Consider the following 19,129-nt stretch of genomic DNA (forward strand, 5'->3'; position numbering starts at 1 on the left):
ATCCTCTGGCGCTCCCCCTGCTGCAACGCATACATCCTGAACCTATGAGCGCCATCGACACCCTGCCTCCACTGCGCGAGGTCATCGCCACCCACCAGCTCTCGGCCCGCAAGTCGCTGGGCCAGAACTTCCTGCTCGACCTCAACCTGACTGCCAAAATCGCGCGCCAGGCGGGTGATCTGAGCGATTGCGACGTGCTGGAAATTGGCCCCGGACCCGGCGGCCTCACACGCGGGCTTCTGGCCGAAGGCGCACGCCGGATCCTGGCGATCGAGAAGGACCCGCGCTGCTTGCCTGCTCTGTCCGAGATTGCCGAAGCCTACCCGGGCCGCCTCAAGGTGATCAACGGTGACGCGCTAGAGATCGACCCGCTGGCCTATCTGACGCCGCCGATCCGGATCGCCGCCAACCTGCCCTATAACGTCGGCACCGAGCTGCTGGTGCGCTGGCTGACCCCGCCCGACTGGCCGCCCTTCTGGCAGAGCCTGACCCTGATGTTCCAGCGCGAAGTGGCCGAGCGCATCGTCGCCCGGCCTGGCTCCAAGGCCTATGGCCGGTTGGCGATCCTGGCGCAATGGCGGGCGGAGGCGCGGATCGTCCTGTCGCTGCCGCCCGAGGCTTTCACGCCGCCGCCAAAAGTCTCCAGCGCCGTGGTCCACCTGACCGCCCTGCCCGAACCCCGGTATCCCGCAAACGCGGCCATACTCAGCCGGGTCGTGGCGGCGGCCTTCAACCAGCGGCGCAAGATGCTGCGCGCCGCGCTCAAGGGGCTGGCCCCCGATATCGAGGACAGGCTGACGGCCGCGGGCATCGCACCAACCGAACGGGCTGAGCAGGTCTCGCTCGAAGCCTTCTGCGCCCTCGCCAGAGAGCTGGACCGCTGAACCGGGCGAAGGCAGAATTTCCACGAAATTCTGTCACAGAAAATGTTACATTTTCTGTCCGTTTCCCGGGTCGGGAAACGGTGGGTTCAGATCACCTGCGTCCCTGAGCCATGATGCACGGCATCGACGATGAAGCGGTCGGCTGCCGCCACGATATCGGCGATCTCGCGCCGCTGGTCCTCGGCCAGAACCCCCTGTTCCGGCGCTGACGCGATCAGCGACAGCGCCTTGTCGCGCGCCGCGTCAAATGCGGTGCGTCGACCCGACTTCTCGTAATCGTCGCGCCTCTGCCTCAGGAACACGCCCGGCTGATGCTGATCCCGGCAGAGCGCCAGAGTATGGCCACTGTCGAGGAAATGGCCGCCCGCCCGCACCTTCAGCATTTCCTCCCAGTTCAGCGCCTCGGCGCTGATCTCGGCCGGTTGCATGAAGCGCCGCACCATCGCGCCCACCTCGTCATCGAGGACCGCCTGCACCGGGCTGAACACGGTCGCGCATTCCAGCTGTCCGACCCCGCCCAGGATATCGGCGCCCGATAGCGCCACCGTCTGCGTGATCAAGGCCCGTTCCGCCATCGACTGGTGGTCGGCATCCGGCGTATCCGAACCCGACCCATAGGTATGCGTCGGCAGGCCAAATCCCTGTTTCATCAACTGCACCGCCATCGACGCCGCCTGGATCGATTCCGGACAGGATTGCAGCGCCGAACCGGTTCGCATGTCCAGTGTGAACATCAGCGGTACCGCAATCACCGGTGTCCCCGGCGCCAGCACATGCGTGACCGTCAGCATCGACAGGATCTCGGCCGCCGCCATCAATACCAGCCCGGCGCTGCTGAGCGGCGCGGTTCCGCCCGCCGAGGGCAGCGAACAGGCATGCAGCGGCAGTCCCAGCGCACCCGCCTGAAGGATCACCTCGGTATCCATGTACTTGAATTCCAGCGGCGAGAACGAACAGGTGATGACCGAGGTGATCGGATGCGCCTTCAGCGCCGCCTCGCCCCCGGCCGCGACGGCGGCGACCTTCAGCAGGAACTCGATGTTCTCCTTGCCATAGGGCTGCATCCAGCAATGCTTGTCGGTGTGCGACACCATCTCGGCAAAGGAATGAACGTCGGCTGTCACTTCGGGCACGCCATGCACAAAAGGATGCGCGATGAAGCCGATCTGGTTCAGCCCGCTGGCCACGGCCGCCATCTCGCGCACCGCTTTCAGGTCCAGATTGCGGTACTTGGTGTCACGCGGATCGACATAGCCATGCGCGCCGGTCCCCGTGCGCATGACGAAACCGCCATCGACCCGAGGAATGGCCAGGTCAAGCGCGCGCCGCTTGCCCGCAAGCGCGAAGTCGCGCGGCGCCTCGGCAATCGCCTCTTCGACCAGTTGACGCGGAAAGCGCAGCCGGTCGGCGTCGCGCCCGGGCGTGGCGCCCGCTGCCAGCAGGGCAGCGCGCGCGCGGGGATGGATTATCACGACGCCGTAATCGGCCAACAGATCGAGGCTGCGGCGGCGCAGATCAGAAATCTGGTCGCCCGACAGGAACCCGAACCGGGTCTGTGCCAGCGACACGGGCGAGGCGTGAAACGCATCCGGCGCGGTGATGTCCGGTGCGGGGCTTGTACGGCGGCGGGTGCGGCGGGGCGCGGCAGTTTTGGATTCCATGACGATTTCCCAAGTCCAATGAGCGTTAAGGCACACACCGATTAGACTCACTGCCTGCCGACTTGAGCAGGGAAACGGTGCCGCAAACCGCAGATTCGGTCAATTCCATCGTGATCACAAAAAAACACCGCCCAAAAGGGCGGTGTTCATGTCGTGTCAGGATCGGACCCGTTTACTCGGCCGCCTCGGCCGGGCCACCGCCGGGCTGCGGGTCGGTCGGTTCTTCCGCCGCTGCCGCCGCAGGCTTGCGGGTGCGCGGGCGTCGCGGTTTCTTGGGTTTGGGCTCGGGCGCTGCCTCGGGTTCGGATGCAGCCTCTTGCGGCGCGGCGGTTTCGCGCTTTACGCTGCTTTCGCCCCGGCTCTCGGGCGTTTCGACCAGTCCGGAGTCATCTTCGGCATGATCAATCGCCCCCAAATCCAGGACGCTCGGCTGCGGTACATCCGCCAGATCCGAGGGGGCGCCGCTCTCCCGTTCCTGCCGGTCTGCCCGCTCGCGATCGCGTTCGGCCTGGCGTTCACGGTTGAACCGCTCCTGCTCTTCGCGGCGTGCATCCGTCTCGCGCTGCGCCTCGCTCAGCAGCCGGGTATAGTGCTCGGCATGCTGTTGAAAGTTCTCCGCAGCCACCCGGTCGTTAGCCAGCTGCGCATCGCGGGCAAGCTGGTTGTACTTCTCGATGATCTGCTGCGGCGTGCCGCGCACCTTGCCCTCGGGGCCGGAGCTATCGAACACGCGGTTGACGACATTGCCGCCAGTGGGCCGGTTGCGGTTGTTTTTCGACCGCGAACGGGATTTGGACGATCTCATATTGTTAACGTCAGCCTTGTTGGTCTCTGCCGATGAACCCCTCGATGCCGCTGGCGGAATTTGCTGCCGGGTCATCGACTTTTTGGGCGTGTTGTCGGGGATGCACTGTATCCTGCGCATCAAATGCCGCGACAATCCCGAGTAACCACGTTCAGCCGCCGCAGACAAGAGGTTTGGCCGAAAAATATCAGTATTTCGATCAGGATTGGCACATTTGCGCCGCACCAGACCGGGTTATTCCACCAAGACTGCCGTCACGACACGGTCGCGCGCGTCCAGATCCGGAATCACCTGGATGCCCGAAAGGCCCGCCGCTTCGAAGAGTTGCGACACCGCCAACGCCTGTGTCGGGCCGATCTCGACCATCAGCCGCCCGCCGGGGCGCAGATAATCGGGCGCACCGGCGGCGATCCGCCGATAGGCGCCCAAGCCATCGCCGCCATCGGTCAGCGCCATTCTGGGTTCGTGGTCGATCACCTCGGGGGCCAGATCAGGCATCTCGGCCAGCGCGATATAGGGCGGGTTCGAGACGATCAGGTCGAACCGCCCGGCCACCTGCTCGAACCAGTCCGAGGTCCGCACATTCGCCCGGTCGGCCACCCGGTGCAGCACCGCGTTGGCGCTGGCCTGCAAGCAGGCCATTTCGCTCAGATCGACACCAAGCCCGGTCGCCTCGGGCCGCTCGGCCAAGAGGGTCACCAGGATGCAGCCCGACCCGGTCCCCAGGTCCAGCACCCGTTCAAACGGTGCGCTCAGCGCCACCTCGATCAAGATCTCGGTCTCGGGGCGCGGGTCCAGCACCTCGCCCGAGACCTTGAACCGTCGGCCATAGAATTCGCGCTCGCCCAGCAGATGCGACACCGGCACCCGGACCGCCCGCAGGGCGATCAACTGTTCGTAACGCTCAGCAATATCCGGGGCCAGATCCTCGGGCGCGATCAGGGTCACGCGGCTGGCCTCGATCCGCGCGGCATGGGCCAGAAGCAGCCGGGCATCGCGGGCCGGATCGGGAACACCGGCGGCGCGCAGCCGGGCGGTGGCCGCAACCATGGCCTGGGCGGCGGTCTGACCGCTCATTGACCCATCTCGGCCAGCATCCGCGCCTGCCCGTCGGCGATCAGCGCGTCGATCACCTCGTCCAGGTCGCCCTGCATCACCGCATCGAGCTTGTAGAGCGTCAGGTTGATCCGGTGATCGGTCATCCGCCCCTGCGGGAAATTATAAGTGCGGATCCGTTCCGACCGGTCCCCCGTCCCCACCTGCGCCGACCGGCTGGCCGAGCGTTCGCTGTCCAGCCGCTGGCGTTCCAGGTCGTAAAGCCGGGTTTTCAGCACCTGCATCGCGATCTCACGGTTGCGGTGCTGCGACTTCTCGGAACTGGTCACCACGATGCCGCTGGGCAGGTGGGTGATCCGTACCGCCGAATCGGTGGTGTTCACGTGCTGCCCGCCGGCACCAGACGACCGCATCGTGTCGATGCGGATATCGCCCGGGTCGATCTGGATATCGACATCCTGCGCCTCGGGCAGCACCGCCACGGTGGCCGCCGAGGTATGGATGCGCCCGCCGCTCTCGGTCTCGGGTACCCGCTGCACCCGGTGCACGCCGCTCTCGTATTTCAGCCGGGCAAAGACATTCTCGCCGCTGATCCGCGCCACCACTTCCTTGATGCCGCCCAGCTCGGTCTCTTGCAGCTCGATCAGCTCCAGCTTCCAGCCGCGCGCCTCGGCATGACGCTGGTACATGCGCAAGAGATCGCCCGCGAACAACGCCGCCTCGTCGCCCCCGGTTCCGGGCCGGATTTCCAGCATCGCGGGCCGCGCGTCGGCCTCGTCCTTGGGCAACAGCGCCAGTTGCAGCGCGCGTTCGGCCTCGGGCAGGCGCGCCTTCAAGACCGGCAGCTCCTCCTCGGCCAGCGCCTTCATGTCCGGGTCCGACAGCATCTCCTTTGCGTCGGCCATATCGGAACAGAGCTGCCGCCAGGCGGCAATCTGCTCGACCACCGGACGCAGGTCGGAATATTCCTTGGCCAGCCGCGCGATATCGCCGCCCGAGGCGCCATCGGCCATGGCCGCCTCCAGATAGTGGAAGCGCTGGGTAATCTGGTCTAGGCGTTCTTCTGGGATCATTGCGGCGGTGTCCGATATCCGGGGGCTTTGGTCAAGGGGCTGGGCTGTGCTAGCTTAGGCGCATGACACGTATTCTCGCCCTGATCCTGATGTTTGCGTCGCCGGCTCTGGCCGATGTTGTCGGCCCCGGCGGCAAGACCATCGACTGCTATTGCACCGACACATCCGGCAGCCGGGTGGAACTGGGCGAAACCATCTGCCTGCAAGTCGACGGACGCATGTTCATGGCGCAATGCCAGATGTCGCTGAACGTGCCGATGTGGCGCGAGGTGTCCGAGGGCTGCCTGTCCTCTGGCCTAGTGCCCCAGCGCCGCAAGCCACTGATCGACACGGTCGCGGTTTACCCCAAGATCTGAGCGCCCGAACCTGAGCCGCCCCCAGATCCGCAGCGTATCACCATCCTGCCAGGCCGTGGTGTAGTCGGGAAAGCCGAACACGCGGCTGCGGGTGACATAGGTGACCATGCCCTGCCCGACCGACCCGGCCAGCACCCGCGTGCGCGGCGTGGCGCGCGCGACCGCATCCAGTCGCACCAGCCCCTCCGGCCCGGTCACCACGGCACGCAGAACACCGCCCTTCATGTCGCGGTCCGCCGCCACCGCCGGGCGCTGGTGCCAGCGCGCCGGGTCCGAGGGCGCAAGCCTGATCCAGACAAGCCCCAGCACGACCAGCGCAATCAGGAACCAGACCAGCATCCGCACCGCTCAGCGCGCCCGCACGCCGGGCAGCACGCAGATCAGTTCATAGAGCAGATTCGCAGCCGTCAGCGCCGTGTTGCCCGAGGTATCATAGGGCGGCGACACCTCGACCAGATCGCAGCCGACGATATTCAGCCCCTTCAGCGCATGGATCAGTTCCAGCGCCTGTGGCGTGGTCAGCCCGCCGATCTCGGGCGTGCCGGTGCCGGGCGCATAGGCCGGATCGAGACTGTCGATATCATAGGTCACATAGACCGGCCGGTCCCCGATATCGCGGCGGATCTCCTCGCCCAATGGCTTCAGGCTGCGGTGCCACAGCTCCCAGGCCGGAAAATGCTGAAATCCCCACCCCTGCGCCTCGGTAAAATCGGTGGCCGCATAACCCGATCCGCGAATACCGATCTGATAGGTCTTGTCGGGCTGGATCAACCCTTCCTCAAAGGCACGGCGGAACACGGTGCCATGTGTCTCACGCTCGCCAAACATCTCGTCATTCACATCCGCATGGGCATCCACATGCACCAGCGCCACGGGGCCATGTTTGGCCGCAATCGCCCGCAGGATCGGCAGGGTAATCGAGTGATCGCCTCCCATCGCCACCGGGATCACGTCATGGGTCAGGATCGCGTCATAGCTCTCCTTGATGATACGCAGGCTGTCGGCCAGCGAAAACGTGTTGATCGCCAGATCGCCGATATCGGCAATCTGCAAACTGTCAAAGGGCGCCGCCCCGGTCGACATGTTATAGGGCCGGATCATCGCGCTTTCGGCGCGGATCTGTTTCGGTCCGAACCGTGTGCCCGAGCGCCACGAGGTGCCGATATCCATCGGCACCCCCAGAATGGCCACGTCCAGCCCCCCCAGCGCCTGCGCCTGCGGCAGCCGCATGAAGGTGTTCGGCCCGGAAAACCGGGCCAGATCGTTGCCACCGATGGGCTGGTTGAAATCGCTCATACCAGCTTGTTCCACCCCAGCAGACAGATGAGTTGCGTCGCCACATGCGCGCCTGCGATGGCGGTGGCCCCGGTGGTGTCATAGGGCGGCGAGACCTCGACCACGTCACCGCCCTTGATGTTGATCCCACCCAGGTCACGCAGCATGATCGCGGCCTGTCTGGAACTGAGCCCGCCCCAGACCGGCGTGCCGGTGCCAGGCGCATAGGCCGGGTCCAGCGCGTCGATGTCAAAGGTCAGATAGACCGGATGATCACCCACGATCTCGCGCACCTGTCTGGCGACCGCTGCCGGGCCGCGCTCCTCGACCGCGCGCGCGTCGATGATGTTGAACCCCATCGTGTCCGGGTTGGTGGTGCGGATCCCGATCTGCACCGAGCGCGCCGGATCCACCAGCCCAAGCTTCACCGCCTTGTAGAACATGGTGCCGTGGTCGATCCGCTCCATGTTGTCATCGGCCCAGGTATCGGAATGAGCATCGAAATGTACCAGCGACATCGGCCCGTATTTCTCGGCATAGGCCTTGAGGATCGGGAAGCTGATATAGTGATCACCCCCCAGCGCCACGGTCGGCACATCCGCGGCCAGAATGGTGCGGATATGGTCGGTCAGACGGTCCGGAAAGGCCGCCACATCGGCATAGTCAAAGGCCAGATCGCCATAGTCGACGATGGCCAGATCGCTCAGCGCCGCAAACGGCCAGCCATAGGGTTCGTCCATGGATTGCAGCGTGCTCGCCTCGCGGATGGCACGCGGCCCCATCCGGGTGCCGGTCCGGTTGGTCACCGCCTGGTCGAACGGCACGCCCGTCACCGCGACATCGACGCCTTGCAGGTTCTTTGTATAAAGCCTGCGCAGGAAGGACACCGCCCCGCCAAACGTGTTCTCAAAGGCCAATCCCTTGAGTTCCGGTACGGTGAACGCCTCGTCCACCGCATTCTTCGCATCTTCTAGAGCCACTTTTCCTTGCTCCTCCTTGGGTTCCCGGCGGGTTGGCGACGCGCGTCAACGTCAAGCCACCGGCTGTGCCTTCTCCACGATCCTCGCAAAAAAGGACGCCCCCACCGGCGCGATCTCGTCGTTGAAATTGTATTTCGGATGGTGCAGCCCTGCACCCTCGCCCTGGCCGATGAACAGATAGGATCCAGGCCGTTTTTCGAGCATATAGCTGAAATCCTCGGCCCCCATCTCGCGCCCGCCATCGGCCACCACATTGGTCGCGCCCGACACCTCGCGCGCCACCTCGACGGCAAACGCGGTCTTGGCGGCGTCGTTGATGGTGGCGGGATAGCCCACCTGGTAATCCAGCTCGGCCGTCACCCCATAAGAGGCCGCCTGCCCCGCCACGATCTCCTTCATGCGGCGCATCACCATCTGCTGCACCGCCGGGTCAAAGGTCCGCACGGTGCCGTTCAGATAGGCGGTGTCGGGAATGACGTTGTTCACGGTGCCGGTATGGATCTGGGTGACCGAGACCACCAGATCGTCCAGCGCATAATGGTTGCGGCTGACGATGGTCTGGATCGCCTGTGCGATACCGCAGGCCGCCATCACCGGGTCGATCGTCTCATGCGGCATGGCGCCATGGCCGCCACGCCCCTGGATATGGATCTCGAACGAATCCACCGCCGCCATCAGCGGTCCGGGCGTGGTATAGAATGCGCCTTCGGCATGGCCCGGCGCATTGTGCAACGCATAGACCTCGCCGATGTCGAACCGATCGAGGATGCCCTCGCGCACCATCACATCGGCACCACCGCCCTCTTCCTCGGCGGGCTGGAAAATCAGCGCCACCCGGCCGCTGAAGTTCCGCGTCTCGGCCAGATACCGCGCGGCGCCAAGCAGCATCGTGGTATGCCCGTCATGGCCGCAAGCATGCATCTTGCCCGGATGGGTCGAGGCATAGGCAACCCCGGTCTCCTCTGGAATCGGCAGCGCGTCCATGTCGGCCCGCAATCCGATGGTGGGGCCATCGCCCTGCCCGTTGATGATCGCCACGATCCCGGTCTTGGCAATCCCCTCGTGCAGCTCGTCCACCCCGAATTCGCGCAGCCGCTCGGCGACAAAGGCCGCAGTCTGGTGGCACTCGAATTCCAGCTCGGGGATGGTATGCAGATGATGGCGCCACGTGGCCATATCGGCTGCGAAATCGGCGATGCGGTTGATGACGGGCATGAGGTCTGGACTCCGGGGCCTTGCTGCGGGATGGATGCATCTGACACAGGAACGAGGACCGCCGCAATGCCCGATGACACGCTGATCCACGACCAGACAGCCGGAATCGAGCGCCTGCTGGAGATCATGCGCCGCCTGCGCGATCCCGAAACCGGCTGCCCGTGGGACATCGAACAGGACTTCGCCACCATCGCCCCCTACACGATCGAAGAGGCCTATGAAGTCGCCGACGCGATCGAGCGCGGTGCCTGGGACGAACTCAAGGGCGAGTTGGGCGATCTGCTGTTCCAATCGGTGTTTCACGCCCAGATGGCCGCCGAGGCCGGGCATTTCACCTTTCAGGACGTGGTGCGCACCATGTCCGACAAGATGGTCGACCGCCACCCGCATGTGTTCGGCGACGAGACACGCGACAAGTCCGCCGAACAGCAGACCCGCGACTGGGAGACGATCAAGGCCACTGAACGGGCAGAAAAGGCGCAGCAGGGTGCGCTCGACGGCGTGGCCCTCGGCCTGCCCGCCCTCCTGCGCGCCTACAAGCTGCAAAAACGCGCCGCGCGCGTGGGCTTCGACTGGGGCGATGTGGGCCCGGTACTCGACAAGATCGCCGAAGAGACCCGCGAACTGGTCGAGGCGCGCAACAGTCTCGATGCCGATGCGATCGAGGACGAGTTCGGCGATCTCCTCTTTGTCCTCGTCAACCTCGGCCGCCATCTCGGCGTCGAGCCCGAAGCCGCACTGCGCCGCACCAACGCCAAGTTCACCCGCCGCTTCGCGCAGATCGAGGCCCGCCTGGCCGCAATCGGCAAGACCCCCGAAGAGAGCACATTGGACGAGATGGACGCGCTCTGGACTCAGGTCAAGGCCGCGGAAAAAGCCCGCCCCTGACCCTTCATCTCGCTGCAAATACTCCGGGGGAGCGCCGTCAGGCGCGGGGGCAGCGCCCCCCTGTCCCCCTCTGGACAGACGCCCCCGCACCTGTCACCACTGACCCCGACACGACCGGAGACCCCCATGCCCCCCCGCAAGATCATCATCGACACCGACCCCGGCCAGGACGACGCGGTCGCCATCCTGCTGGCATTGGCCAGCCCCGACGAGATCGAGGTGCTGGGCATCGCCGCCGTGGCCGGCAACGTGCCGCTGCCGCTGACTGCAAAGAACGCCCGTATCGTCTGCGAACTGGCGGGGCGGCCCGATGTTCCGGTCTACGCTGGCTGCGACGCACCCATCGGGCGCAAACTGGTCACCGCCGAACATGTGCATGGCAAGACCGGGCTCGACGGCCCCGACCTGCCCGACCCGGTGATGCCGCTCCGGGACGCCCATGCCGTCGATTTCATCATCGACACCCTGCGCGCCCATGCTCCGGGCACAGTGACACTCTGCCCGCTGGGCCCGCTCACCAATATCGCCACCGCTTTCACGCGCGCCCCCGACATCGTCTCCCGCGTGCAGGAGATCGTGCTGATGGGCGGCGCCTATTTCGAGGTGGGCAACATCACCCCCGCCGCCGAATTCAACATTTACGTCGACCCCGAAGCCGCTGATATCGTGTTCAGATCCGGCGCCCCAATCGTGGTGATGCCGCTCGATGTCACCCACAAGGCGCTGGTCACCAAGGCGCGCAACGATGCCTTCCGCGCGCTTGCCACCCCAGTCGGCATCGCGGTCGCCCAGATGACCGATTTCTTCGAACGCTTCGACAAGGAGAAGTACGGCTCCGAAGGCGCACCCCTGCACGACCCCTGCGTCACCGCCTATATCCTGCGCCCCGATCTCTTCTCGGGCCGTCACATCAATGTCACGGTCGAAACCAGCTCTGAACTGACCCTCGGCATGACCGTCGCCGACTGGTGGCGGGTCACCGACCGCGCGCCCAACGCGCTCTTCATCGGCGACATCGATGCCCAGGGCTTCTTCGACCTTCTGACAGAGCGTCTGGCCCGGCTGTGAGCCTGCTCGCCGCGCCCGATCCCAGCTGGCCCGCCCGGGCACAGGCCGAGGCGGCCCGCTGGCGCGGCGCGGGTCTGAGCGGTCTCGTCACCATCCACCATATAGGCTCTACCGCCGTGCCGGGCCTGCCGGCCCGCCCGGTGCTGGACCTGCTGGCGGTGTTCGCCGATCCCGAAACCTGCGACGCCGCCCGCCCGGTTCTGTGCGGCCTCGGCTATGACCGGTTGCAGGATCGCAGCCCGGCCGAGGGCCACCGCCTGCGTCTGGATGACCCCGAGACCGGCGCGATGCTCATCCTGGCCCGCTGCCTGCCCCAGGCTGCCCCGGCCATCGCCCGCGCACTTGCCTTTCGCGATGCGCTGACCCGCAACGCCCCGCTGCGCGCCGCCTATACGGCCGTGCGCGCCCGCTGCGCCGCCCGGCATCCCGACGGTGGCGACAGCTATGACCGCTGCAAGGCGCATTGGATCGAAAAGACCGAAACCCGGGCGCTGGAGAAACGCACATGACCACCGCATTGCACCTCGCCCGCCCCGAAGATCTGGACCGGATCGCCGCCATGGTGGCCGGTTTCCATGCCGAAACCGGGATCGAGACAACCGAGGCGGCCCGTCGGGCCGCGATCGGGCCGCTGCTCGAGGGCATCCCGCATGGCTGCGCCTATCTGATCGGCCCCGCCCGCGCGCCGCTGGGCTATGTCATCGTGACCTTCGGCTGGTCGGTCGAATGCGGCGGCATGATCGGATCGGTGGACGAGATCTGGCTCCGCCCCGCCATCCGCCGCCGCGGCATCGCCTCGGATGTGCTCGATGCACTGCCCAAGGCGCTGGCCGGGGCCGGGTTGAAGGCGCTGCACATCCAGGTCGACCGCGCCAACGCAGCCGCGCAGCGGCTCTGTGGCCGCGCCAGATTCGTGCCACGCGAAACCCATGTGCAGATGACCCGCCTGTTTTGATCCGTCAGGATCCCCCTAGCCTTGCAGCGCCGCGACCCGCCGCGCCAGGTCCTTGAAATCCGCCGCGACAATGTCCCAGTCGCTCTCGGCGCCCAGGTCGCGGCTTTGGCCCGGGCCATGCTCCGTCGGGCGCGGCACAAAACCAGTCTTCAACCCGGCCCGCCGCGCGGCGAACAGGTCGTCGTTATGGGCGGCCACCATCATCACCCGATCCGGCGCCAGCCTGAGGGCCGCGCAACTAGCCAGATAGACCTCTGGCCGCGGCTTGTAGTCCCGCGCAATATCGGCCCCCAGAATACAATCCCACGGCAAACCGCCATAGCGCGCCAGCCGGGTCATCAGCGCAATCGAACCGTTGGAACAGGGCGCGATAATAGCGCGCGCCTTCAACGCGGCCAATCCCTGGGTAACATCCTGCCAGGGATCCAGCCGTTCCCAGGCGGCATTCAGCGCCCTACGATCCGGCACCCGGACACCAAAGGCCCGCGCCACCGTGTCGAGGTTCTCAAGATGCAGATCATCGAGCGGCACATAGCCCCGCGCGCCCTCGCGGATACGCGCCATCGCCGGATCGTACTCGGCCCGCCAGGCGGTGGCAAAAGCCTCGGCATCGACCTCGGGCAGAACCGCCGCCACCTCGCGCGCGACAGACGTGCGCCAGTCCACGCATGTCCCAAACACATCGAAAATCAGCGCCTCGACCATGCCCCAGCCTCCCTTGCCCCCACTGTGCTACAATGGGCGCATAGCGGCGGGCGGATTGCAATGCCGCGTTACGGACCCGTCCCGCCCCGAAACAGGAGGACATCGCCATGATCATGCGCATCTTTCAGGTCACGACCCGACCCGGCAAGGAAGCCGAGTTCGCCGAATTCTTCCACAGCACCGCGATCCCGCTGATGAAAGGCACCGAGGGAATCGTCCAGGTTCTGCCCGGTGCGCCGCGCCCCGATACTCCGCGCGACTTCAGTTTCGTGATGATCTGGCGGGATCTCGACGCGCTCAAGGCCTTTGTCGGCGAAGATTATCAGAGCCCGCATATCGACCCTGCCGAGGCCGAACTGGTCGAATCCCGGACAATCCGTCACTACAGTTTCGTGGCCGGCTGAAAGGGTCGCGCTTCTTTCTGGTCAGAAATACTCCGGGGGAGCCGCCCAAAGGGCGGCGGGGGCAGCGCCCCCGCATTTTTTCGTGAAAAAATGTGCTCAGAAAATCTCAGATTTTCTGCCCGCGCCCGATCAGCCGCGCAGGATCGAACGGCCGGCGTATTCTGCCACTTCCCCCAGCGCTTCCTCGATACGGATCAACTGGTTGTACTTGGCCAACCGGTCCGAGCGCGCCAGCGAGCCGGTCTTGATCTGACCGCAATTGGTCGCCACAGCCAGATCGGCAATGGTGGCATCCTCGGTCTCGCCCGACCGGTGGCTCATCACGTTGGTGTAGCGCGCGCGATGCGCCATATCGACCGCCTTCAGCGTCTCGGTCAGCGACCCGATCTGGTTGACCTTGACCAGCATCGAGTTGGCACAGCCCTTGGCGATCCCCTCGGCCAGACGCGCCGGGTTGGTCACGAACAGATCGTCGCCCACCAGCTGCACCTTGCCGCCCAGACGGTCGGTCAGCGCCTTCCAGCCCGCCCAGTCATCCTCGGCCATGCCGTCCTCGATCGAGATGATCGGGTAGTCGGCCACCAATGCCGCCAGATAATCCACATTCTCTTCGCTCGACAGGGTTTTGCCTTCTCCGGCAAGCACGTATTTGCCGCCCTTGAAGTATTCCGTAGCAGCGCAATCCAGCGCCAGGTGGATCTCGTCTCCGGGCTTGTAGCCCGCCTTCTCGATGGCCTTCAGGATGAAATCCAGCGCGTCGCGGGTGCTGGACAGGTTCGGAGCAAATCCGCCCTCGTCCCCAACACCGGTCGCCAGACCCGCCGCCGACAGTTCCTTCTTCAGCGTGTGAAACACCTCGGCGCCCATACGCACCGCGTCACGGATGTTTTCCGCCGCCACCGGCATGATCATGAATTCCTGGATGTCGATCGGGTTATCGGCGTGTTCGCCGCCGTTGATGATGTTCATCATCGGCACCGGCAACACCCGCGCCGAAGTACCGCCGACATAGCGGAACAGAGGCTGGGTGGTGAAATCGGCGGCCGCTTTGGCCACCGCCAGCGACACGCCCAGGATCGCATTGGCGCCCAGGCGGCTCTTGTTCTCGGTCCCGTCCAGTTCGATCATCGCGGCGTCGATGGCAACCTGCTCGGTCGCGTCAAAACCCACCAGCTCCTCGGCAATCTCGCCATTGACGGCGGCCACCGCCTCCAGCACGCCCTTGCCCATATAGCGGCTCTTGTCGCCATCGCGGCGCTCGACCGCCTCATAGGCCCCGGTCGACGCGCCCGAGGGCACGGCGGCGCGGCCCATGGTGCCGTCTTCCAGGATCACGTCCACCTCGACGGTCGGGTTGCCCCGGCTGTCCAGGATCTCGCGCGCGTGAATGTCGATGATGGTGCTCATGAAATCGGTCCCCGACTCTGCAATTGGATTGCCGCCCTCATACCAGCAGCCGTGTGAAAGTAAACCACGCTCGTTACCGCTAACACGCAGAAAAACCGCTGGTTAGGGCTAACATTTCATTGTTTGCGCCAACAGGCGGCGCCAGTTCACGCCACAGCGGCACCGTGCCGCGCCGGAACGCGGGCCTGCGCCATCGCGCGCGCCAGACGCCGCTCGCGCAGGAAAGTATAAAGCCCCGACCCGATGATCAGCGCCGAACCCGCCAACGTCAGCAAGTCGGGCCGCTCGCCGAACACCAGCATCCCGGCAAGGATCGAGAACAACAACCGTGAATACCGGAACGGCGTCACTACCGAGGCCTCGCCGACCCGCATCGCGGTGACGATGCCGTAATAGCCCAGAACCCCGAACAGGATCGCGCCCGCGTAGGGGACCCAATGCCCCGGCGCCACCGGCACCGGCGCGGTCCCCGACAGCACCAGTATTCCCGCGCCGCCAAAGATCAGCGCCAGATAGGCCTGGAACGACACCACGGCCGAGGCCACATGCGCGTCGATCCGCCGGGTGATCAGGTCGCGCGCCGCGACGCTGACAACCGAAGCCAACACAAGCAGCTGCGCGGGCTGGAACCCGGCCATGCCGGGGCGGATGATCATCAGAACGCCAATGAAACCAACGGTGATGGCGCTCCACCGACGCCAGCCCACCTGCTCGCCCAGAAACAGCGCCGCCCCCATCGTCACCACCAGCGGCATCGCCTGAAACACCGCCGCGACGGTCGATAGATCGACCAGCGACAGAGCTGTGGCAAAGGTCAGCGCGCTCACCGCCTCGGTCGCGGCGCGGATCAGCAGAAGCGGCGACCAGGCCGCCCGGCTGAACACCCTTTTCCGCGTCGCCACCGCCATGATCAGGAAGGTGGCGCCGCAGAACACGCCCAGCACCAGCAGGATCTGACCGATCGGCACCGTGGCGGACAGGTGCTTGATGAACATGTCCTCGATCGAAAAGGCCGCCATGGCGGCGACGACCAGAAGGATACCGTTTACATTGTTCATGACTATGCGCCTCGACAAATCCCGGCGGGCCGGATGTTGGCCGCAGCCAAAGCGCAAGCGCAGCGCCACCGCAAGGGCGAATCCCTCCCTGTCGATGAAAAGACGTGGCCCCCTCCATCGCGCTATGTGATGGAACGTCCGTTACCCCGCCTTGCCCTGCGCGATCTCAGACAGAATGCGCAGCGCCTCCGCCGCGCGCCCCTCGGGCACAAAGAGATGATCGTGATAGAAGCCCGAAACCGGGTTCACCCCCATGCCGTGACGCGCCAGTGCCGTGGCGATCCGCGCGATGAACCCCACCGCCGCCAACGAGGAATGCACCTCCAGCGTGATCATCCGGCAGGGAAATTCGAACGCCAACCCGTGCTCTTCGGCCTCGGTCCGCAACAGGATCAGCGTCGTGCCCTCTGCCTCGCGAAACATCATCCGAGGGCGCAGCCCGGCGGGAACCACGCCGTCCTCCAGCGTGACAAAGACGTATACCCCGTCCGCCAGCCGGGCCGACAGGCTCTGCAACAGGATAACGAGGTCGGTTTCTCCGCTCATCACCGGTCTCCTTTCGCGCTGCTGATCCTAGGCCGGATCGGCCGGATCGAAAAGCGCCCGGCGCCTTCCTGCCGGAACAGTTTGAGATCCTTCCCCCCTGCGCTAGCTTGATGACAGGACGCCTCCCGCCCCGGCAAAATGGAGATTGCCATGAAACGCCCCCTTGCCCTTGCCACCCTCTGCCTTGGTCTCGCGACCCCCGCAATGGCGGCCGATACCTGCCCCTGGTCCGACGGCCAGTACGCGTTCCGCGAACACGGCATCTATGGCGACTTCGCCGTCAACGGCGATTGCACCGAACTGGTCTGGGACCGGCTCAGCAACGCGCCCGAAACCACCACCCTGGAACGCAGCAAGCATGGCTGGAAAGGCAAGCTCAGCAAGGCCGATGTCGAACTTCTGGACAATGGCGAGAGCCTGCGGCTCACCAGCACCGGCGGCGCCATGCGCCAGGTCAAGGCAAAGCGCGAAAACTGAGCCCAAAGACCCCGCCGACAACGGCCCCTGCTTCTTTCTGGTTCGAAATACTCCGAGGGAGTCGCCCGGTACGGGCGACGGGGGCAGCGCCCCCCCCCTTATCCCTTGCGCAGCGGCACGCCGTAAAGCTCCAGCTTGTGCCCCTTGAGCCGGTATCCCAGCTTGGCCGCGATGCGTTCTTGCAGCGCCTCGATCTCGGGATCGCAGAACTCGATCACCTCGCCCGAGTTCAGGTCGATCAGGTGGTCGTGATGGTCGCGCTCGGCATCCTCGTAGCGCGCCCGCCCGTCGCCGAATTCCAGCCGGTCGAGAATGCCCGCCTCCTCGAACAGTTTGACCGTCCGATAGACCGTCGCGATCGAGATCCCCGAATCCATCCTGGACGCGCGGGCATACAGCTCTTCCACATCCGGATGGTCCTCGCTCTCCTCCAGCACCTGCGCGATGGTCCGGCGCTGGCCGGTCATGCGCAGGCCCTTGGCCTCGCAACGGGAGATGATGGGTTTGGACATGGGCGTATCCTGTCACGGTATTCGGGAATCGGGTTTACATGCTGTTGCGCCACAGGGCCAGCCGCGATTGCCACCGGGCAGTTGACTTTTCCCCTCCAAGCCGCCACATGGGGCCCAACGCCATTGTCCTCTGCCGCGTGAGCAGATGAAAAGACGTGCGGGGACAACCCGCCGGCCCGAACAAGGAAGGGCCTCGACAGGACAGGCGCAACCGTTCCCACATTCACGCATGGGGCAAACCGCTGGACCGGTCCGGGGCATGAGGCTGCCGGATCCGAGGCTCCGCGGACCCGCTCGTGACGCCGTGCCATTAGGGGTGCGGTGCGAAAGGATTATTGTGAGCGATTTTGATATGATGGGTCTCGACACGGCCCTGGTGAACCGCCTGTCCAAGATGGGCATCACCGAACCGACCCCGATTCAGGCCCGCGCCATACCCGAGGCACTGAACGGCCATGACGTGATGGGCCTTGCCCAGACCGGCACCGGCAAGACCGCCGCCTTTGGCGTGCCGCTGATCACCCTCTTGGGCCAGGTCGGCCGCAAACCGGCGCGCGGCACCGTGCGCGGACTGGTGCTGGCCCCCACCCGCGAACTGGCACAACAGATCGCCGAAACGCTCAAGGCGCTGACCGAGGATACCCCGCTCAAGGTGGCGATTGTGGTCGGTGGCGTGTCCATCAACCCGCAGATCAAGCGCCTGGAACGCGGCATCGACATTCTGGTCGCCACCCCGGGCCGCCTGATGGACCTGATGGAACGCCGCGCCGTCGATCTGGGCAGCTGCTCCTTCCTGGTGCTGGACGAGGCCGACCAGATGCTTGACCTGGGCTTCATCCATGCCCTGCGCAAAATCGCGGCGGTGCTGCCGAAAGAACGCCAGACCATGCTGTTCTCGGCCACCATGCCCAAGCTGATGAACGAGATCGCCCAAAGCTATCTGAAAAGCCCGCGCCGGATCGAGGTCTCGCCCCCGGGCAAGGCCGCCGACAAGGTGACACAGGTGGTGCATTTCATTGCCAAGGCGGCCAAGACAGATCTGCTGATCGAGCTTCTGGACACTCACCGCGACGAACGCGCCATCGTGTTCGGCCGCACCAAATGGGGCTGCGAGAAGCTGGCCAAGACCCTGGAGAAAGCCGGTTTCGCCACCGCCGCCGTACATGGCAACAAGAGCCAGGGCCAGCGCGACCGCGCCATCGCCGCCTTCAAGGAGGCGGAGGTCCGGGTTCTCGTGGCCACCGACGTGGCCGCGCGCGGACTGGATATCCCGGACGTGAAGCATGTCTACAACTATGAACTGCCCAATGTGCCCGACGCCTATGTGCACCGCATCGGCCGCACCGCGCGGGCGGGTAAGGACGGCGCGGCCATCGCCTTCTGTGCACCGGACGAGATGGAGGAACTGGCGGCCATCCAGAAAGTGATGAAGGCCGCGATCCCGGTGGCCTCGGGGCGCCCCTGGCAGCCGATGGAAGACCCCGCAAAGCCGGCCGCCAAGAAAGGCCCGCAACGGGGCGGCGGCGGCAAACCCGGCGACGCACGCCGCAGCCGCAGGGGCGGCCGGGGCCGCAGCGGACCGCGCAAGGCGGCCTGACAGGGATGTTTCGCCGCCTGACGGCGGCGACAAGCCGGGGGGCGCTGCCCCCCGGACCCCCCGGGATATTTTCGGCAAGAGGATGGGGATTAGGGCAAGGATCCCTTTTGTGCACAGCAAATGGCGACGCAGTCGGCCCCACTGGAGCTGATCTCTGGCACCGCCGCCGAAGATTGCAGGACGTTGGTGTCTTCGTTGACAATCGTC

Annotated in this window: 22 protein-coding genes; 9 read left to right on the top strand and 13 right to left on the bottom strand. The window is 65.5% G+C overall.

The window, feature by feature from the left end; translation table 11 throughout:
- Positions 1 to 44: 44 nt before the first annotated feature.
- Positions 45 to 884, top strand: coding sequence for a 16S rRNA (adenine(1518)-N(6)/adenine(1519)-N(6))-dimethyltransferase RsmA (gene rsmA / locus G0P99_RS03125; RefSeq protein ID WP_164127619.1), 840 nt, complete (start codon positions 45 to 47; stop codon positions 882 to 884).
- An 86-nt stretch (positions 885 to 970) separates the two neighbouring features.
- Here the strand turns inward: rsmA and G0P99_RS03130 are convergent, their stop codons facing one another.
- From G0P99_RS03130 to prfA, 4 genes are all read right to left on the bottom strand, one after another.
- Positions 971 to 2,545: a trimethylamine methyltransferase family protein gene (locus G0P99_RS03130; RefSeq protein WP_164127621.1), complete on the bottom strand. Its 1,575-nt coding sequence runs from the start codon at positions 2,543 to 2,545 to the stop codon at positions 971 to 973.
- 172 nt (positions 2,546 to 2,717) lie between these two features.
- Positions 2,718 to 3,350 (bottom strand): DUF4167 domain-containing protein, encoded by a 633-nt coding sequence (locus G0P99_RS03135; RefSeq protein WP_164127623.1) that lies wholly within the window; start codon positions 3,348 to 3,350, stop codon positions 2,718 to 2,720.
- 234 nt (positions 3,351 to 3,584) lie between these two features.
- Positions 3,585 to 4,427 carry a peptide chain release factor N(5)-glutamine methyltransferase gene (gene prmC / locus G0P99_RS03140; RefSeq protein WP_164127625.1) on the bottom strand — a complete coding sequence of 281 codons (843 nt, stop codon included), beginning with the start codon at positions 4,425 to 4,427 and terminating at the stop codon, positions 3,585 to 3,587.
- Positions 4,424 to 5,479 (bottom strand): peptide chain release factor 1, encoded by a 1,056-nt coding sequence (prfA, locus tag G0P99_RS03145; RefSeq protein ID WP_164127627.1) that lies wholly within the window; start codon positions 5,477 to 5,479, stop codon positions 4,424 to 4,426. Before prfA ends, prmC begins: the two co-directional genes overlap by 4 nt.
- Before the next feature lie 62 nt (positions 5,480 to 5,541).
- Between prfA and G0P99_RS03150 the strand changes: the two genes are divergently transcribed.
- Positions 5,542 to 5,835, top strand: coding sequence for a hypothetical protein (locus G0P99_RS03150; protein WP_164127629.1), 294 nt, complete (start codon positions 5,542 to 5,544; stop codon positions 5,833 to 5,835).
- Here G0P99_RS03150 and G0P99_RS03155 read toward each other — a convergent pair.
- The 4 genes from G0P99_RS03155 to G0P99_RS03170 are packed head-to-tail and all read right to left on the bottom strand — an operon-like array spanning position 5,776 to position 9,305.
- Positions 5,776 to 6,174 (bottom strand): DUF1499 domain-containing protein, encoded by a 399-nt coding sequence (locus tag G0P99_RS03155; protein WP_203582953.1) that lies wholly within the window; start codon positions 6,172 to 6,174, stop codon positions 5,776 to 5,778. The two genes, G0P99_RS03150 and G0P99_RS03155, sit on opposite strands and share 60 nt — an antisense overlap.
- Positions 6,175 to 6,183: 9 nt before the next feature.
- Complete coding sequence (gene speB, locus G0P99_RS03160; protein WP_164127633.1) at positions 6,184 to 7,131, bottom strand: agmatinase; 948 nt, start codon at positions 7,129 to 7,131, stop codon at positions 6,184 to 6,186.
- Entirely contained in the window at positions 7,128 to 8,090 is a 963-nt protein-coding gene (gene speB / locus G0P99_RS03165; RefSeq protein WP_164127635.1) for an agmatinase, read from the bottom strand. Before speB (G0P99_RS03165) ends, speB (G0P99_RS03160) begins: the two co-directional genes overlap by 4 nt.
- A 51-nt stretch (positions 8,091 to 8,141) precedes the next feature.
- Positions 8,142 to 9,305, bottom strand: coding sequence for a M20 aminoacylase family protein (locus tag G0P99_RS03170; RefSeq protein WP_164127637.1), 1,164 nt, complete (start codon positions 9,303 to 9,305; stop codon positions 8,142 to 8,144).
- Positions 9,306 to 9,371: 66 nt separating this feature from the next.
- Between G0P99_RS03170 and mazG the strand changes: the two genes are divergently transcribed.
- The 4 genes from mazG (at position 9,372) to G0P99_RS03190 (ending at position 12,216) form a co-directional block, all read left to right on the top strand.
- Complete coding sequence (mazG, locus tag G0P99_RS03175) at positions 9,372 to 10,193, top strand: nucleoside triphosphate pyrophosphohydrolase (protein ID WP_164127640.1); 822 nt, start codon at positions 9,372 to 9,374, stop codon at positions 10,191 to 10,193.
- A gap of 126 nt (positions 10,194 to 10,319) precedes the next feature.
- On the top strand, positions 10,320 to 11,261 hold the full coding sequence (locus G0P99_RS03180) for a nucleoside hydrolase (RefSeq protein ID WP_164127642.1): 942 nt from the start codon (positions 10,320 to 10,322) through the stop codon (positions 11,259 to 11,261).
- A complete protein-coding gene (locus G0P99_RS03185) occupies positions 11,258 to 11,770 on the top strand; it encodes a GrpB family protein (protein ID WP_164127644.1) in 513 nt (170 codons plus the stop codon). Before G0P99_RS03180 ends, G0P99_RS03185 begins: the two co-directional genes overlap by 4 nt.
- Positions 11,767 to 12,216: a GNAT family N-acetyltransferase gene (locus tag G0P99_RS03190; protein ID WP_164127646.1), complete on the top strand. Its 450-nt coding sequence runs from the start codon at positions 11,767 to 11,769 to the stop codon at positions 12,214 to 12,216. Before G0P99_RS03185 ends, G0P99_RS03190 begins: the two co-directional genes overlap by 4 nt.
- Positions 12,217 to 12,231: 15 nt before the next feature.
- Here the strand turns inward: G0P99_RS03190 and G0P99_RS03195 are convergent, their stop codons facing one another.
- A complete protein-coding gene (locus tag G0P99_RS03195) occupies positions 12,232 to 12,921 on the bottom strand; it encodes a haloacid dehalogenase type II (RefSeq protein WP_164127648.1) in 690 nt (229 codons plus the stop codon).
- Positions 12,922 to 13,028: 107 nt separating this feature from the next.
- Between G0P99_RS03195 and G0P99_RS03200 the strand changes: the two genes are divergently transcribed.
- Positions 13,029 to 13,325 carry an antibiotic biosynthesis monooxygenase gene (locus tag G0P99_RS03200; protein ID WP_164127650.1) on the top strand — a complete coding sequence of 99 codons (297 nt, stop codon included), beginning with the start codon at positions 13,029 to 13,031 and terminating at the stop codon, positions 13,323 to 13,325.
- Between the two features lie 129 nt (positions 13,326 to 13,454).
- On the opposite strand, the gene eno is transcribed toward G0P99_RS03200, so the two are convergent.
- The 3 genes from eno to G0P99_RS03215 form a co-directional block, all read right to left on the bottom strand.
- The gene (gene eno, locus G0P99_RS03205; RefSeq protein WP_164127652.1) at positions 13,455 to 14,732 is read right to left on the bottom strand and encodes a phosphopyruvate hydratase; all 1,278 of its coding nucleotides are present in this window, start codon (positions 14,730 to 14,732) and stop codon (positions 13,455 to 13,457) included.
- Positions 14,733 to 14,878: 146 nt separating this feature from the next.
- A complete protein-coding gene (locus G0P99_RS03210) occupies positions 14,879 to 15,790 on the bottom strand; it encodes a DMT family transporter (RefSeq protein ID WP_164127654.1) in 912 nt (303 codons plus the stop codon).
- A gap of 141 nt (positions 15,791 to 15,931) precedes the next feature.
- On the bottom strand, positions 15,932 to 16,336 hold the full coding sequence (locus G0P99_RS03215; protein ID WP_164127656.1) for an ACT domain-containing protein: 405 nt from the start codon (positions 16,334 to 16,336) through the stop codon (positions 15,932 to 15,934).
- A gap of 150 nt (positions 16,337 to 16,486) precedes the next feature.
- Between G0P99_RS03215 and G0P99_RS03220 the strand changes: the two genes are divergently transcribed.
- Complete coding sequence (locus G0P99_RS03220) at positions 16,487 to 16,813, top strand: hypothetical protein (RefSeq protein WP_164127658.1); 327 nt, start codon at positions 16,487 to 16,489, stop codon at positions 16,811 to 16,813.
- A gap of 98 nt (positions 16,814 to 16,911) precedes the next feature.
- On the opposite strand, the gene G0P99_RS03225 is transcribed toward G0P99_RS03220, so the two are convergent.
- The gene (locus tag G0P99_RS03225) at positions 16,912 to 17,325 is read right to left on the bottom strand and encodes a Fur family transcriptional regulator (RefSeq protein ID WP_164127660.1); all 414 of its coding nucleotides are present in this window, start codon (positions 17,323 to 17,325) and stop codon (positions 16,912 to 16,914) included.
- A 337-nt stretch (positions 17,326 to 17,662) separates the two neighbouring features.
- Here G0P99_RS03225 and G0P99_RS03230 point away from each other — a divergent pair, with 337 nt between their 5' ends.
- The gene (locus G0P99_RS03230) at positions 17,663 to 18,922 is read left to right on the top strand and encodes a DEAD/DEAH box helicase (RefSeq protein ID WP_370462688.1); all 1,260 of its coding nucleotides are present in this window, start codon (positions 17,663 to 17,665) and stop codon (positions 18,920 to 18,922) included.
- The last annotated feature ends 207 nt before the right edge of the window (positions 18,923 to 19,129 follow it).

The organism is Ruegeria sp. PrR005 (genome assembly GCF_010500245.1).
In the GTDB taxonomy this organism is placed as follows: Bacteria; Pseudomonadota; Alphaproteobacteria; order Rhodobacterales; family Rhodobacteraceae; genus Ruegeria_B; species Ruegeria_B marisflavi.